Raw genomic sequence first — 14,765 nt, 5'->3', positions numbered from 1 at the left:
CCCCTCAGGGACCGGCCGGTGCCTCGTACGGCAGCAGCTCCGGGCGCTTCGGGGCGCGGCCGTCCCCCGAGGAGCGGCCGGTCAGGCGCCGGCCGATCCACGGGCCGAGGTGCTGCTTCGTGAACCGGGCGTCCTCGATGCGCCGGGTCGCCCACCCGGGACGTACGGACGCGGGCAGGGGGGCCCGCCAGTCGGTCCCGGGCTCCAGGCCGAGCGTCTGCCAGACGGCCTCGGCCACCCGGCGGTGGCCGTCGGCGGTCAGGTGGAGCCGGTCCACGTCCCACAGGCGCGGGTCGCCGAGGATGCCGGTCCCGCCCTCGTACAGGTCGACCACGAGCGCGCCGTGCCGGGCGGAGAGGTCGTCAATGTGCCCGTACAGCTCCTCCATGCGCGGCCGGAAGCGCTCCAGGACCGGCCCGTTCCGCCCGGGGCTGCGCATCAGGACGAGCTGTCCGCAGGAGGGTGTGAGGCGTTCCACTGCCTCGGTCAGGAGGTCCCGCACCCGCACCATGTCGACCTTCGGCCGGAGGGTGTCGTTGAGGCCGCCGACGAGGGTCACCACATCGGCCTTCATGCCTGCGGCCAGGTCGACTTGCTCGTCGACGATCTGCCCGATGAGCTTTCCGCGCACGGCGAGGTTCGCGTACCGGAAGCCCGGCGCGCGGGCCGCGAGCCGGCCCGCGAGGACGTCCGCCCAGCCTCGGTAGGAGCCGTCGGGCCTGAGGTCCGACATACCCTCGGTGAAGCTGTCGCCGACGGCGACGAAACTGTTGTACGTAGCATTGATCTCCATGGCGGTGCGATCATACCGCGCGGTATGCGAGCGGTACGAGGGCGCCGCCCTGGAGAACCCGGGAGGGGAAACCCGATGAGCGACGCGCTGGTGAGCGCGCTGGCCGAGGCGCTGGCCGAGCTGGTGGCGACGGTCGAGACCTCCGCCGACGACACCCTCGACCCCGACACGGCGGTCCGCTGGCTGGAGGGCACCGCCGCCACGCTCCGCGGCCTCGACGCCGCCGACCGGCGGACCCTCGACGGCCTCTTCCGCGAGGCCGCCCTGCGCCGCCCCGAGGGCGCCGGCCGCGAGGAGCTCCTGAAGGTCTCCGAGGGCTTCGGCCTCACCGAGGACACCCACGCCGCCGCCTGCGACGCCGCCCTCGACCACGCCCGGCGCTTCGCCGCCGCCGTCCGCGACGCCGACCCCGCCACGCCGGTCCCCACCTGCCCCGGCTGGACGCTCGCCGACCTCACCCGTCACCTCGGCACCGTCCACCGCTGGGCCGGCCACCTCGTACGGACCGGGGCCACCGCCCGGGTCCGCGCCCACGAGGTCCCCCTCGACCTGCCGGAGGACCCCGCCGCGTACGCCGACTGGCTCGCCGACGGCGCCGAGCGGTTCGCCGCCACCGTCCGCGCGGCCGACCCCGACGCCCCGATCTGGTCCCCGGGCGCCGACGCCCACGTCCGCTACTACCCGCGCCACGCCCACTTCGAGGCCGTCGTCCACCTGGCCGACGCCGAGCTCGCCCTCACCGGCGCGGCGAGCCCCCTCGACCCCGGGACGGCCGCGGACGCCATCGACCACTTCCTCGGCGACGCGCCCTACATCCCGTGGATCGCCGAACCCGTCGCCCACCTCGACCGCGACGGCGCCGTCCTGCGCCTCGCCGCCCGCGACAGCGAGGCCGCCTGGACCCTCACGCTCGGCGGCGGCGGCTTCGCCTGGAGCCGGGGGAGCGGCGGCGCCGAGCCGACCGCCGCGGTCGAGGCCGACGCCGGGGAGCTCCTGCTGCTCCTGCACCGCCGGTACGCCTCCGAGGACGCGCGCTTCACGCACCGCGGCGACCGCGACCTGCTCGACGACTGGCTGGCCGCCACGGCGCTCTGAGCCGGCGGCAGCTCACCTGCGGGCGCGGATCACCTCGCCCCGGGCGCGGACGCGGGCCGGGTCGCGCAGTTCGTGCGCGAGAAGACGGGCCGCCAGTTCGGCGCGGCGGTCGGCCGTGGTGGCGCGGAGGGCGGTCGCCAGACGTTCGGCGGTGGCCTGGTCCAGGGTGTCCTCGTCGGCGAGGAGCCCGGCGATCTCCTCGTCGGGGGAGGCCGAGGCCTCGGCGGCCGGGTTCAGCAGCGGCGCCGCGGCTTCCGGCGGGAGCAGCGCGGCGTACTCGGCGAGGGCCCCGTCCGGGGCGATGAGCAGCAGATACTTCGCCGACAGGTTCGCCTCCGGGAAGTCCTCCCGTACGGCCAGGGACGTCAGGGTCTCCGCCGGGAGGCCGAGGACGCAGCCGGCGTGGAGGAGGATCTCGCGGACGCGGGCGGACTGCGGGGCGTCGGCGGGGAGCAGGTCCGAGGTCCGGTGGAGGAAGCGGGCGACCACCTCGTCGGCGCCGGAGGTGTCCAGGGCCTCGCCGCCCCGGAAGTAGCGGCCCATGTACGCCTGCCACCAGGCGAGCTGGAGCTCGTAGAGGCTCCCGACGGTGGCGTCGTGGTCGGCCTCGGCGACGAGGCCCTTCTCCGTGAGCTCCCGCAGGAGCGGCATCAGGTCGCGGTAGACCAGGCGGATCCACGGGTGCGGGGAGCGCTGGACGTCCCAGCAGTACTCGTGGGCGTGGTCGGAGAGGAGTTCGGCGAGGCCGATCTCGCCGGCCGCCAGCTCGGTCGTGACGCCGCCGCCCCGGGTGACGTCGAAGCGGTAGAGGTGGTCCTCGGACACCGGGGGCCGCGAGACCGGGAGCGAGGTGTCGAGGAACCGCTCCAGGTCGGCGTAGCGGGCGTGGAGGGCGTCCAGGTCCAGGGACAGCCGGGGGTGGACGGGGTTGGCGAAGCGGTCCTTGAACTTGATGATCTCCTCGGACAGCGCCTGGTAGAGGAAGTACCGGTCGAAGCGGTAGCTGAAGGACAGCCCGATGTACGGGAAGACCGTGCAGCTGCGGCACTCGGAGCGGTGGCCGACCTCCTCGTCCCTGACCCGGACGAACTCCTCGTCCTGGACGAGCTCGGCGAGGTCCCGGTCCCACAGCACCGAGTTGTCGAAGGCGTGGTAGCAGGGCAGGACCAGGCGGCCGTCCGGGCCGATGGTGAGGATCCGCTTGTTGGCGTAGCAGTCGGTGGGGGAGGTCGGGTCCAGCTCCTCCACGTACTTGCGGAAGTGCAGGTTGATCACGGCGAACGGCTGGTAGAGGAGGCGGAGGAGGTCCTCGGCTATCTCGGAGGAGGTCGGGCCGGGCGAGGTCGGCGCCGCCACGGCGACGGGTCCCGCCGGGGCGCCCGTGCCGCAGGACGATCCCGAACCGCCGTCCGCCGGCGTGCCGTTCGTCTGGACGATCTTCAGCTTGCGGGCCGTCCGGTTCATGTCCCGGACGGTGTCCTGCTCGTCGAAGTACTCGAACATCGTCGAGAAGTAGATGGAGACCCGGTTCTCCTGCGCGAACGCCAGCAGGTCGGGCACCTCGTCCACGTTCTCCCGGGTGACCACGCAGATCAGCTTGAGGTTGCCGGAGCCGGTGGCGCCGATGCGCCGGATGACCTCCAGGGCGCGGTCCAGGGTCGGTACGCCGCGGATCTGGCGGTAGCGCTCCGGCTTCAGGGTGTCCAGGGAGACGTTCATCGTGTCGACGTACGGCACGATCGCGTCGATGTGCTTGGCGAAGCGGATGCCGTTGCTGGTGATCTCCGTGGCCATGCCGAGGGACTTGGCGTACTGGACGATCCCGTTGATGTGCGGGTGCAGAACCGGTTCACCGCCGGTGAAGTCCACGTACCGCACACCGAGCGCGTGCAGCTGATCGAGGATCTTCCGGCCCTGCTCCAGGGAGAGTTCGTCGTACCCCTTGAACTTGTCGTCCTGCCAGACGTTGCAGTAGCCGCAGAGCGAGTTGCAACGGAAGGTGATGTAGAAGCGGGCCGACTGCAGGGTGCCCGGTGCGGTGCTGGATCTCATGGCTGTGTGTCGTTCCGTCCGTGTGGGATGAGCTCAGTCCTGGAAGGTGGTCGCGAGCAGTTCGGCGACCGCGATGACCGGGAGTTGGGAGTTGGAGGCCGGGACCGTCGGCAGGATCGAGGCGTCGGCGACCCGCAGGTTCGTGGTGCCCCGCACCCGCCCCTCCCCGTCGACGACCGCGTCCGCCGCGTCCGGCGGGCCCATGGCGCAGGTGCCCACGGGATGCCAGTACGTGCCGAGGAGGTCCCGCAGCTCCCGCGTCCCCCGCACCGCGAGTTCGCGCGCGGACCGGCCCGGTACGGGGTCGGCCAGGGCCTTCAGGGCGGGCGAGGCGAGCAGTCGCCCGGCGAGCCCGAGGCCGTCGCGGAGCACGGCCGCGTCGCGGCCCTCCGGGTCGGTGAGGAACCCGGGGTCGATGTCCGGGGCGTCCGTCGGGTCGGCGGAGCGCAGGCGTACGTGTCCCCGGGAGGCCGGCTTCATCGCCAGGACCGAGAACCCGGCCTCGTACCGGCCCGGCGGCAGCGCGCCGAAGAGTGGCGGGCCCGCCGAGGGCACGAGGTGCAGGTCCCAGGAGCCGTCGGCGCAGTACGCGCTCGCGGCCCTGATCAGCGTCCGGTTGACGTACAGGTCGCCGGCCGCCTCGCTCGCGGCGAGCGCCGCGTCGAGGCCGGGCTTCGGGGCCATCGGGACGAAGACGGCGGGCTGGTCGACGAGGTTCGCGCCGACACCCGGCAGGTCGAGCCGCGGGCGGATGCCGAGGTTCCGGAGGGCGTCGGCCGGACCGATGCCGCTGCGGAGCAGGACGGCCGGCGAACCGAACGTGCCGGAGGTCAGCACGTAGGTGCCGGCCGTCAGGGAGTGGCGCCGGCCGTGCCGTACGAGCTCCGCCGAGCGGATCCCGCCGTCGTCGCCGACGGTCAGCCGGTCCACGGTCGCGTCCGCGAGGATCGTCAGGTTCGGGCGGGCCCGGGTCTCCGCGTCGAGGTAGGCGAAGGCGGCGTTCCAGCGGAGGCCGTCGAGCGCGTTGACCAGCGGGCTGCCGTGGCCGGGGCCGCCGGTGCGGCCCATGTCGACCTCCGCGTAGCCGAGTTCGGCGGCGGCGGTGAGGAAGCCCCGCCCCCAGGGCGAGATCTCGTGGTCCGGCACCCGGCGGAGCCGCATGCGCCCGACCGCCGCCTCCCGGTGCGCGTCCAGCTCGGTCTCCCGCCAGCCCGGGCCGCCGGCCGCCCGCCAGGCGGCCAGGTCGGGGGCGGAGGGCCAGGTGTTCCAGCAGCCGTTGACGCAGGAGGAGCCGCCGAGGACGCGGGCCCTGTAGCGGTGGACCGGGACGTCGTGCTCCCACACGTCCGCGCGGGTCAGGGCGCGGGCGTTGCGGACCTCCGTCGGCCAGGCCGACCGGTCGGGGCCGTAGTCGGGGCCCGCCTCCACCAGGCAGACGGACCGGCTCGGGTCCTCGCTCAGGCGGGAGGCCAGGACGCAGCCCGCCACTCCTCCGCCGAGGACGAGGACGTCGTGGCCGGTGGGGCGCACGGCGTCGTGACCGGCGGCGGTCCGTCCGGCCGTCATGCGGGCCTGACCGACCGTCATGCGGCCCCGGCCGGCCGTCCTGCGGGCCTGACCCACCGTCATGCGGGCCCGGCCGACGCGGCCGCCGCCCCGAGCTCCTCCAGCTCCGCGGCCCGCGCCAGGAGCCCGGCGCGGTCGACGCAGTCGGTACGGGTCGCCGGGACCGTGCAGGCGAAGGCGCCGGCGATCGAGCCGTACAGGGCGCTGCGCAGCGGCGTCTCGCCGGACAGCCAGCCGAACAGGAACCCCGCGGCGAAGGCGTCGCCCGCGCCGTTGGAGTCGACCACCGGCGCGGGCGGGGTCACGGCCGGGACGTGCGTGAGCGTCCCGTCGGCGAGGAGGTGACAGCCGTCGGCGCCCGCCGTGCCCACGACCACCTGGGCGCGGCCGCGTTCGGCGATCTGCCGCAGGGTCTCCTCGGGCTTGGGCAGGGCGGTGGTGGAGACGAAGACGACGTCGGCCTGGTAGGCGAACGGCTCCTGGAAGGAGCCCACGCCGTCCCAGTTGTGCAGGTCGGTCGAGATCGTCACGCCGGACTCGCGCAGCGCGGGGATGGCCTCGGCGCACGGGTGGGTGATCGAGACGTGGGCGTGGCGGCTCTTCGCCGCGAGGGCGCGGACGACCTCGTCGGGCAGCCGGTCCTCGTCGCGCTTGCGCGAGTCGTCGTACAGGGAGAGCCGCCGCCCCTCGGGGTCCACGAGGTTGACCGCGCGTTTGGTGCCGGCCGGCGCCGGGACCTCGGTGAGCGGGATGTCCCACTCCCGGTGCAGGGCCCGGACGAGTTCGCCCTCGTGGTCGTCGCCGAGGACGTCGATGTGGTGGGTGCGCAGGCCGAGGGCCTTCACCGCGAGCGCCACGAAGTCGCCGCTCTGCGCGGCCCGGCGCTCGATGGCGGGAACCATGTAGCAGTCGGCGTACGGGAGCGGCAGCTGCGGGACGTGGACGATGGTGTCCACGCCGGCTCCGCCCAGGACGAGGACGTCAATCTCGGTGGTCATCGGGGTTCCTCTCCGTCGTTGCGCCGGTGCGATCGGGTGTCAACTCGCTCCGCCGGGAGGTGAGTCAAGCAGGCGGCACGAGCAGGCCACAAGATCTTGCAGGGTTTTGCAGAAAATCTTTTCAACGGTGAGCGGGGTGCTGTCAGACGGGGAAGAGGCGCTCCAGGACTGCCGCCACGCCGTCCTCCTCGTTCGTCGGCGCGATCTCGTCCGCCAGGCGCCGGAGTTCGGCGTGCGCGTTGCCCATGGCGACGCCGTGGCCGGCCCAGGAGAGCAGCGGGATGTCGTTGGGCATGTCGCCGAAGGCGACGGTCCGTTCGGCGGTGAAGCCGAGCAGCCGGGCCGCCGCCGCGAGGCCGGTCGCCTTGCTGACGCCGGCCGGGAGCAGCTCGACCATGTTCTCGCCCGAGTGGGTGACCGCGACCGCGTCCCCGCAGACCTCCTCGGCGACGGCGGCGAGCAGGTCGTCGCCGAGGTGGCGGTGCCGGAGCAGCACCTTGTCCACCGGATGCGTCCAGAGTTCGTCCGGATGGCCGACCACCCGCCAGCCGCACCACGGATCGTCGTCGAAGGCCGGGGTGACCCGGAACTCGCCGTCCAGGCCCGAGGTCACCACGGCGAGCTCCAGCGGACCCACCCGTTCGGAGATCCGGTCGACCAGGGCCCGGACGGTGGGCCGGTCCAGGGTCGCGGAGGTCAGCAGACGGTCGGCGCCGACGTCGTACAGCTGGGCACCCTGCCCGCAGACCGCGAGGCCCGTGTACTCGAGGCGTTCCAGGAGCAGCGCGCGGCAGCCGGCGGCGGGCCGGCCGGTGATCACCAGGTGCAGGGACCCGGCGTCCCGGACCCGCGCCAGGGCCGCGCGCGTCCGGTCGGAGACGCTCAGGTCGCGGCGGAGGAGGGTGCCGTCCAGGTCCGTCGCGACGACGGAGAACCGTGCGGGCTGTGGGGGCTGTGTGGTCATCGGGACGTCTTTCCTTCGGAGTCGTGCAGGTCGAGCAACGTGTGGGCGGCCAGCGTCGCCGCGTCGGTGATCCGCCCGGACCTGACGAGTTCGCGCCACTCCCCGGGGTCGGCCCACCGCTGCCGCATGTCCGCCTCGGTCGCCTCCCGTTCGGGCCGCCCCTGGACCAGCTCCTCGGCCAGGAAGACGTGGCAGCCCTGGCTGGCGTAGCCGTACGCCACGTGGACACGGCCCAGATAGGTCATCCGGCCGGCCCTCAGCCCGGTCTCCTCGCGCAGCTCGGCGCGGGCGAGCCCGAGCGGGTCCGAGGGCTCGTGGTCCTCGGGCCAGGAGCCCTGCGGGAACTCCCAGTACCGGCCGCCGACGGGGTAGCGGTACTGCTCCACGAGGTGGACCCGGCCGTCCTGGCGGGGGATCGCCAGGGCGTAGTCCGGCTTGTCGACGACGCCGTAGAGGCCCGGGGAGCCGTCGGCGTGCCGGATGTCGTCCTCGCGGACGGTCATCCACGGGTTGCGGTACACCTCGCGGGACCGGACGGTACGGATCACTCCGCCTCCTTCAGCAGCGCGCGCAGGCCCTCCGCCACCCCGCGGACCCGCAGGCCGCGGGCGGCGAGGAAGCCGTCGAGGAGCTCGCTCGTCAGGCAGGTGTTGGTGGGGCGGCTGGCGTAGCGGCCGGCGGCCTTCGGGACCCGGACGACCTGGGACCGGGGCACGCCGAGGGCGTCGGCGATGGCCTCGGCCCAGTCCGCGCGGGAGATCCGGTCGGGGCCGCCGAGGTGCAGCAGCGGGGGCGCCCCGGTCGGCAGCACGGCCGCCGTCACGGCCGCGACGTCCTCGACGAGGACCGGGGTGGTCCACTGGTCGCCGGGGACCTCCACCCGCTCGCCCGCGCGCAGCCGATGGGCGCAGGAGGAGAAGAAGTTGAGCCACTTGGTGGTCTCGGGCGGCTCCCAGCCGTAGATGAGGCTGACCCGCAGGACCGTTCCGTCCGCCGACTCCCGGACGATCCGCTCGGCGGCGAGCTTGGCCCGGCCGTAGGCGTTGGCCGGGGCGGTGGGCGCGGACTCGCCGTTGACCGGTGAGGTGCCGTCGAAGACGTTGTCGGTGGAGATCAGCACCGTGCGCCTGCCGGGGGCGGCGGCGGTGAGGTGGGCGGTCGCCGCCGTGTGCAGGGCGGCGGCCCGCTCGGGGTCCGCCTCGCACCAGGTCACGTCGGAGGGGCCGTGCACCAGGACCAGCCGGTCCGGGCGCACCTCCGCGACGGTCTCCTCGCAGGACCGGGCGTCGGCCGCGTCGAGCCGTACCCAGGGAACGGCGTCGGCGGGGGTTCCCGTCCCGGGCGGGGGGGGGGGGGGGGGGGGGGGCCCGCCCCCCCCCCCCCCCGCCGTCAGGTGTGCGGCGACCGCGCGGCCGACGAAGCCGCTGCCGACGACGAGCGTGCGGGTCATCGGGCCGTCACCGCCCGGGGGGCCGCGCCGCGCAGCGCGAGCAGCCGTCCCGCGCCGATCAGGCCGTGGTCGTCGTCGGGTTCGCCGAGGACGACCATCGTCCGGATCTCCTCGCTCGTGAGGCCGAAGCAGCCGAGGCGGACGAGCTCCTCGGTGAGCAGCTCGGCGTAGCGGGCGCCGACGGCCAGCGCGAACCCGCCCATCAGGACGTACCGGCGCACGCCGATCGACGTGAACACGGAGGTGATCGCGGAGGCGAGGTGCGCCAGGCCCCCGCGCAGGACCTCGGTCGCGAACGCGTCGCCCGCGCGCACGGCGGCGGCGAGCATCCGGTTGTCGAGCCCCTCGGGGTCGGGCGCGGTGAGCCCGAGGTACGAGCGGGCGTACCGGTCCGGTTCGGCGAGGGCCGCCCGGCGGGCGGCGGCGAGGGCACCCCGCCCCGAGGCGATGCCGCCGAGGTGGCCCCGGCCGCCGCAGTCGCACAGCGGCGCCCGGGGGCTCGGGTCGCAGGTCCAGTGGCCGAGTTCGCCGCCGTGGCCCTCGGGGTCGAGCAGGACCTCGCCGCCCCGGTAGACCTTGCTGCCGATCCCGGAGCTGACGGTGATCAGGCAGAACGGCTGGTCTCCGTCGGCACCCACGTACCGCCAGACGGCGGCCGTGATGTCGTTGACGACGACCACCGGCAGTCCGAGCCGCTCCTCCAGGAGGAGGCGCAGCGGCAGCTGCTCGCCCCGGCCGCCCCACACGGTGGGGGCGGTGACGACCCTGCCGTCGGCGGTGACGGGGCCGGCGAAGGCGACGGCGAGCGCGCTGCTGCCGTGCCGCTCGACCGCCTCGGCCGCGAGGTCGGAGAACTGCCGGACGATCCTCTCCTGGAGTTCGGGGACGGAGGCGCCGGGGTGGCGGGCCATGCCGTCCGTGGGGGTGCGCCGGACGTCGGTGAGGGTGCCGGTGCCGGCCCCGTAGCGGGCGATCCGCAGCGTGGTGCCGCCGAGGTCGGCGACGGTGAAGGCGGAGCCGGAGAATCCGGAGGATTCGCCGTACTCGGAGGACTCAGACACGGGCCTCTCCCCGGGCGTGTGCGGTGGCCGCGCGGTGTGCGGGCTCTGGGACGTGGACGGGGGTGCCGCCGTACGGGGACGGGGCGTCCACCTGCTGGACGAAGCCGTCCTCCAGGACGATCGCCGAGTCGATCTCCGCGCCGGGCGGGACGACCGCGCCGGGCAGCAGCACGCTGCGGCTGACCCGCGCGCCGCGCCCGATCCGTACGCCGGGGAAGGCGACGCTCCGCTCGATCCGCCCTTCCAGGGCCAGGTCGGCGGGGACGACGCTCCGTTCGACGCCGGGCGCCTCCACCACCAGGCGGCGTTCCGTCCCCGGCGCGAGCGTCCGGGGCAGCCGGGCGAGCGGCAGGGTCGCGCGGTCGTCGAGCATGGCGAGGTGGGCCCGGTGGTAGCGGTCCACCGTGCCGATGTCCTCCCAGTGGCCCGCGACCTCGTGCCCGAGGATCCGCTCGCCGCCCGCGAGCATCGCGGGGATGACGTCCCGGCTGATGTCGTGCTGCCAGTCGGTGCCGTCGAGGAGTTCCAGATAGCGGTGGAGCACGGCCGCGTCGAAGACGCAGAACGCGGCGAACACCAGGTCGCTCGTCGGCTCGGCGGGCTTCTCGACGAACCGGGTGAGCTGCCCGGAGCCGTCGAACTCGACCATGCCGAAGAGGTGCACGTACCGGCGCTCGATGCGCTGGTACGCGACGGTCAGCGCCGCTCCCGAACGGCGGTGCCGCTCGATCAGCGGGCGGTAGTCGAACCGGTAGACGTGGTCCGCGTGCAGGACCAGGACCTCGGAGGTGCCGCCGCCGAAGACGTACGGGGCCTTGCGGATCAGGGCGTCGGCGGTGCCGCGCTCCGGAGCTCCGGCCGGCTGCTCCGGGGCGAAGCCCAGGCCCTCGCGGTAGGCCCGGTCGTGGGGTCCGAAGTGGACCCGGAAGCCGGGCCGCCACCAGGTGCGGTACAGGTCGTCCATCAGCCGGCGCTCCTCGTACTGGGAGAGCAGCAGCACCTCGTCGAGGCCGGAGTCGGCGGCGTTGGCGAGCGAGAAGTCCACCAGGCGGCAGGCGCCGCCGAACGGGACCAGCGGCTTGAGCCGCCCGTGGCCGAGCCTGCCCATGCGGCGGCCTTCGCCGCCGGCGAGCAGGACGGCGCGCACTCCGTCAGTCATGGTTCACCACGTCCCAGGTCGAACGGCCGCTGTCCAGGGTGACGAGGAGGTGCAGCGGGCCGCCACCCTCGCCGTTCGTGTCGCCGGGCACCTCTCCGGTGAACTCATCGCCGTTCCGCTCCAGTTGCCGTACGAGCACCTCGCGGCGGCCCGTAGCGGAGCCCGGGGCGAGGCGGACGAGCTCCACGCGCTCCGCGTGCGGCAGCCGGTAGACGACGCGGCCGTCCCGGACCGCGCAGCGGCCGTCGAGGCGGGCGCGCAGGGCGGGTTCGCCGGCGGCGGTCCGCTCGCAGCGGACGAAGTCGGCCCGGTTCCAGGCCGCTTCGAAGAGCGCACGGGTGGCCTCCGCGTCCAGCGGGCGGCACCGGGCGTAGGCCTCGGCGTCGCCGAGCCGCAGCGCCGCCTCGGCGACGGCGTCGCCCTCGCGCTCGTACGCCTCCTCGGTGAGCAGGTCGAACCAGCCGTACCGCAGGGCGAGTTCGGTGCCGAGCGGGGCGGGGGCGCGGCCTTCCCAGAGGGGGGTGAACGCCTCGACGTGGAGCCGTGCGACGCGCTCCCAGGTGAACTGCCGGGCGTTCGCCATGGCGTTGGCGCGCAGCCGCCGGTACTCCTCCGGCCGCTCGCGGAGCAGGTCGGCGGCCTGGTGGATACGGCGGGCGAGGGCGTCGGCGAGCAGCGGGTCGTCCTCGGCGAAGGAGCGGTTGACGGCGAAGCCGGTGGCCCGGTCGGCCTCGGGGCCGTTCAGGGGGTCGGCGACGTGGCCGAAGTGCGCCATGCCGAGCTGGGCGGTGGCGATCGGCACCGCGCCGACGGCCATGGCCTCGCCCTGGGCGATGAGGAAGGTGTCCATCTCGAACTTGGACGGGAAGAGACAGAAGTCCGAGGAGGCCGCGTACGCGAGGAGCCGCTGCTCGTCGACGCGCTGCCACTCCAGGTGGACGCGGTCCTTGTACCGGGCGACGACGTCGTGGACGTACGGGTCGGGAATGCCCTCGTCGCTGATGCAGCGGAGGACGAAGTTGGCGGCGAGGCCCTCGCCGAGGACCCGGTCGATGGCCCGGAACAGCTCGACCTGGCCCTTGTGGTTCACCGCGTAGCGGGCGTTGTGGAAGAACGTCGGCAGGGCGGGGTCGAGGCCGAGCCCGCCGAGGACGGCGGCCCGGTCGACGTCCGGCGGTTCGCCGGTGGTCCACGTGTCGCCGACGGCGCAGCCGCCGACGAAGCTCTTGTGCGCGTTGCGCCGGACCGTCCCGTGGACGGGCAGGGTCGCGAAGAGCTGCTCGAAGGGGGTGTCGGCGAAGGCGGTGTAGAAGTCCCGGTGCCCGGGCGAGAGGAAGTCGACGAGGTCGGCGTGGTCGGCGACCAGGTCGTAGACGCCGATGTGGCCGGGGCCGTACTCGTAGTGGAGATGGGTGAGTTGCTGGTACGCGCTCATCACCGGGTCGTGCGGGGCGGCCACACCGCCGGGGTCCTCGACGGGCAGAGCGATGTGCCCGGCGCCGAGGAAGTCGAGGAGCCGCTCCACCTCGGGGCGGTAGACCCTCTTGGTGATCGGCATGTTGCTCTGCACGGTGCCGACGACCGGCTTCGTCGGGTCGTCCCGGAAGGCCGCGGGCAGCAGGTAGTGGTAGTACGGCTCGTGGGCGTGGACCACGGCCCTCTCGTCGGCGAAGCGGTGCCGGATGAAGCGGACGCTGTCGACCTGGAAGGCGAGCGGTTTGAAGAAGACCAGGTCCTGGCCCTTGCTGGAGTACGGCGGGTAGAAGCGGTCCGGCAGCTGGTCGAGCAGCTCGTTGGAGAGGAAGTACAGGTCCACGCCGTCCAGGCGCAGCAGGTGCGCGGTGGTGGTCAGCGGGATCCGGACCTCGGCGGGGTGACGGTCGCCCCAGACCCGCGGGTCGAGGACGAGCGGCAGCTCGTACGTGTCGCGGTACGCGACCTCCTCCAGCGGGTAGTGGCGGCGCAGGTCGTCGAGGCGGCCGTGGGCGGGGGTGACGACGGAGACGCGGTGGCCCTGTTCGGCGAGGGCCGTGGAGAGGTTCCAGAGGTAGACGGATATCCCGCCCTGGAGGTAGCGGTGGTCGAAGCCGCCGCACTCGAAGTAGGTCTCGATGATGTGCACGGGTGTCAGTCCTCCGCCCCGGCACCGCGCGGGCCAGAGGCCTCGACGGCGTGCCGCAGGTTGATCGCCGCGTGGTAGCCGCGGTCGTGGGCGTACGCGTAGTCGAGTTCGTGGATCAGGCGGCGCAGCCGGAAGACGCGCCAGGCGGGGTGGTCGGTGTGGGCCTGGCCCTCGGTGATGAGGAGTTCGCCCGTGCGGGCGGCCCAGAGGTTGGCCGCGGCCTGGAGCCGGGCGAGCTCGGCGAGGTCGCGGTCCGTCCAGCCGGGGGTGTCGGGGCGGCCGCCCGCGGCCGTCAGCAGGGCGGTGCGGCAGGTGTCCTCGGAGTCCTTGCCGAGGACGTCGGCGGCGTGGTCGGAGAACTCGTCGGCGGTGAAGATCTCCAGTCCGCGCTGCATGGCGGCGAGGTCCTGCCAGGGCGACTGGGCCGTGGCGGGGTCCGCCGGGTCCGGGTGCGGGGTCGACAGGTCGATGACGCACAGGTCCCAGCCGCCGTCGGGCCGGACGCTCCGCAGCAGGTGGGAGAGGTGCAGGTCGCCGTGGCAGGGTCCGGCGGGCCAGGGCCGCGCCGGGAGGGAGGCCGCCCGCGCCAGCTCCCGTTCGAGGCCGGCGACGGCCGCCTCGCGCACGGCCACCGGGAAACGGGTGTCGGCGAGGAGCTGCGGGCGCAGCGCGGCGAGCCGCTCCGCGGTCCAGTCGCGGAACCGCTCGGCCGGGAACTCGCCGTGCGGGCCGAGCCGTTCGGCGAGGTCGTGGTGGAAGCCGCGGAGGAACGCGCCGGCCTCGCGCAGCGGCGCGACGAGCGCGCGCTGCGAGGCGGCGACGGCCTCCTGAGGGTCGGCACCGGCGGCGAGGAGGGGCCACATCGCGCGGATGCCGTCCCTCAGCGGGACGTTGAGGCCGTCGCCGTCGGCGTAGCGGTAGAGCACGCCGAGGGGTTCGCGGGCACCGGTGGCGGTGTCGACGTAGGCGTACTCGCCCACGGGCCGCTGGGTCCGGCCGCTGTCGGCCATCAGCCGCAGGAGCTCGGGCTCGCGGGTGCCGGCGCCGATCCGCCGGTAGCTCTTGTGGGCGTGCGGAGCGCCCGCGAGGTCGATCAGGGACAGGGCGTTGGAGGACCAGCCGGGCTCGAAGGGCAGCTGCCCCCGGTACTCGGCGGGCTCGCCGCGGAACTCGACGACGTTGCCGCGCCGGGTGGGCAGCCGCAGGCCGTCGCGCATGGCGCGGACCACGAGGCGGTCGTAGGCGTCGGTGCGGTCGGCGGCCGCGCCCGCCGCACCGGCCTCTCCGTCCCCGTCCCCGGCTCGGTCCCCGTCCTCGACGGGGACGAACCACCGGCCGTCGCCGCCTCCGGCCGGTGCGACGATCAGCAGGCGGACGGTGCCGAGGACGGCCTCGTCGACGAGGTCGAAGCGTCCCGCGCGGCGGGCGCTCTCCTCCATCCAGGGCGCGGTGCGCAGGAGTTCGACCGTGGCCGGCGGAAGGCCGCCGAGCAGCAGGGTGTCCAA

Annotated in this window: 12 protein-coding genes; 1 reads left to right on the top strand and 11 read right to left on the bottom strand. The window is 74.4% G+C overall.

Features of this window, described 5'->3' with window-relative positions:
- Window positions 1-4: 4 nt before the first annotated feature.
- A complete protein-coding gene (locus tag ACFC0Z_RS28450) occupies window positions 5-793 on the bottom strand; it encodes an SGNH/GDSL hydrolase family protein (RefSeq protein WP_376443723.1) in 789 nt (262 codons plus the stop codon).
- A 75-nt stretch (window positions 794-868) separates the two neighbouring features.
- Between ACFC0Z_RS28450 and ACFC0Z_RS28445 the strand changes: the two genes are divergently transcribed.
- Window positions 869-1,888, top strand: a complete 1,020-nt coding sequence (locus ACFC0Z_RS28445) for a maleylpyruvate isomerase N-terminal domain-containing protein (RefSeq protein ID WP_376443721.1) — start codon at window positions 869-871, stop codon at window positions 1,886-1,888.
- A gap of 12 nt (window positions 1,889-1,900) precedes the next feature.
- Here ACFC0Z_RS28445 and ACFC0Z_RS28440 read toward each other — a convergent pair whose 3' ends face one another.
- From ACFC0Z_RS28440 to ACFC0Z_RS28395, 10 genes are all read right to left on the bottom strand, one after another.
- Window positions 1,901-3,940: a radical SAM protein gene (locus ACFC0Z_RS28440; protein WP_376443718.1), complete on the bottom strand. Its 2,040-nt coding sequence runs from the start codon at window positions 3,938-3,940 to the stop codon at window positions 1,901-1,903.
- A gap of 33 nt (window positions 3,941-3,973) precedes the next feature.
- The gene (locus ACFC0Z_RS28435) at window positions 3,974-5,569 is read right to left on the bottom strand and encodes a GMC family oxidoreductase (protein WP_376443715.1); all 1,596 of its coding nucleotides are present in this window, start codon (window positions 5,567-5,569) and stop codon (window positions 3,974-3,976) included.
- Window positions 5,566-6,504, bottom strand: a complete 939-nt coding sequence (locus ACFC0Z_RS28430) for an adenosine kinase (RefSeq protein WP_376443712.1) — start codon at window positions 6,502-6,504, stop codon at window positions 5,566-5,568. The genes ACFC0Z_RS28435 and ACFC0Z_RS28430 overlap by 4 nt, the downstream gene beginning before the upstream one ends.
- 142 nt (window positions 6,505-6,646) lie before the next feature.
- Window positions 6,647-7,468, bottom strand: coding sequence for an HAD family hydrolase (locus ACFC0Z_RS28425; protein WP_376443709.1), 822 nt, complete (start codon window positions 7,466-7,468; stop codon window positions 6,647-6,649).
- Window positions 7,465-8,016, bottom strand: a complete 552-nt coding sequence (locus ACFC0Z_RS28420; protein WP_376443707.1) for an NUDIX domain-containing protein — start codon at window positions 8,014-8,016, stop codon at window positions 7,465-7,467. The genes ACFC0Z_RS28425 and ACFC0Z_RS28420 overlap by 4 nt, the downstream gene beginning before the upstream one ends.
- Complete coding sequence (locus ACFC0Z_RS28415; protein ID WP_376443704.1) at window positions 8,013-8,918, bottom strand: SDR family oxidoreductase; 906 nt, start codon at window positions 8,916-8,918, stop codon at window positions 8,013-8,015. The genes ACFC0Z_RS28420 and ACFC0Z_RS28415 overlap by 4 nt, the downstream gene beginning before the upstream one ends.
- A complete protein-coding gene (locus tag ACFC0Z_RS28410) occupies window positions 8,915-9,979 on the bottom strand; it encodes an ROK family protein (RefSeq protein ID WP_376443701.1) in 1,065 nt (354 codons plus the stop codon). The genes ACFC0Z_RS28415 and ACFC0Z_RS28410 overlap by 4 nt, the downstream gene beginning before the upstream one ends.
- Complete coding sequence (locus ACFC0Z_RS28405; protein WP_376443698.1) at window positions 9,972-11,138, bottom strand: sugar phosphate nucleotidyltransferase; 1,167 nt, start codon at window positions 11,136-11,138, stop codon at window positions 9,972-9,974. Before ACFC0Z_RS28405 ends, ACFC0Z_RS28410 begins: the two co-directional genes overlap by 8 nt.
- Complete coding sequence (locus ACFC0Z_RS28400) at window positions 11,131-13,260, bottom strand: glycogen/starch synthase (RefSeq protein ID WP_376443695.1); 2,130 nt, start codon at window positions 13,258-13,260, stop codon at window positions 11,131-11,133. The genes ACFC0Z_RS28405 and ACFC0Z_RS28400 overlap by 8 nt, the downstream gene beginning before the upstream one ends.
- 5 nt (window positions 13,261-13,265) lie before the next feature.
- The gene (locus ACFC0Z_RS28395) at window positions 13,266-14,765 is read right to left on the bottom strand and encodes a hypothetical protein (RefSeq protein WP_376443692.1); all 1,500 of its coding nucleotides are present in this window, start codon (window positions 14,763-14,765) and stop codon (window positions 13,266-13,268) included.

This window comes from Streptomyces sp. NPDC056144, from assembly GCF_042264145.1.
In the GTDB taxonomy this organism is placed as follows: Bacteria; Actinomycetota; Actinomycetes; order Streptomycetales; family Streptomycetaceae; genus Streptomyces.
The sequence above is the reverse complement of the archived record's forward strand: the minus strand, read 5'-3'. Positions and strand labels throughout refer to the sequence as shown.

Bases quoted from the DNA above. Each gene is read 5' to 3' on its own strand.
- ACFC0Z_RS28435 (WP_376443715.1), bottom strand. From the start codon at position 5,569: ATGACGGTGGGTCAGGCCCGCAGGACGGCCGGCCGGGGCCGCATGACG.
- ACFC0Z_RS28415 (WP_376443704.1), bottom strand. From the start codon at position 8,918: ATGACCCGCACGCTCGTCGTCGGCAGCGGCTTCGTCGGCCGCGCGGTC.
- ACFC0Z_RS28440 (WP_376443718.1), bottom strand. From the start codon at position 3,940: ATGAGATCCAGCACCGCACCGGGCACCCTGCAGTCGGCCCGCTTCTAC.
- ACFC0Z_RS28405 (WP_376443698.1), bottom strand. From the start codon at position 11,138: ATGACTGACGGAGTGCGCGCCGTCCTGCTCGCCGGCGGCGAAGGCCGC.
- ACFC0Z_RS28450 (WP_376443723.1), bottom strand. From the start codon at position 793: ATGGAGATCAATGCTACGTACAACAGTTTCGTCGCCGTCGGCGACAGC.
- ACFC0Z_RS28430 (WP_376443712.1), bottom strand. From the start codon at position 6,504: ATGACCACCGAGATTGACGTCCTCGTCCTGGGCGGAGCCGGCGTGGAC.
- ACFC0Z_RS28445 (WP_376443721.1), top strand. From the start codon at position 869: ATGAGCGACGCGCTGGTGAGCGCGCTGGCCGAGGCGCTGGCCGAGCTG.
- ACFC0Z_RS28425 (WP_376443709.1), bottom strand. From the start codon at position 7,468: ATGACCACACAGCCCCCACAGCCCGCACGGTTCTCCGTCGTCGCGACG.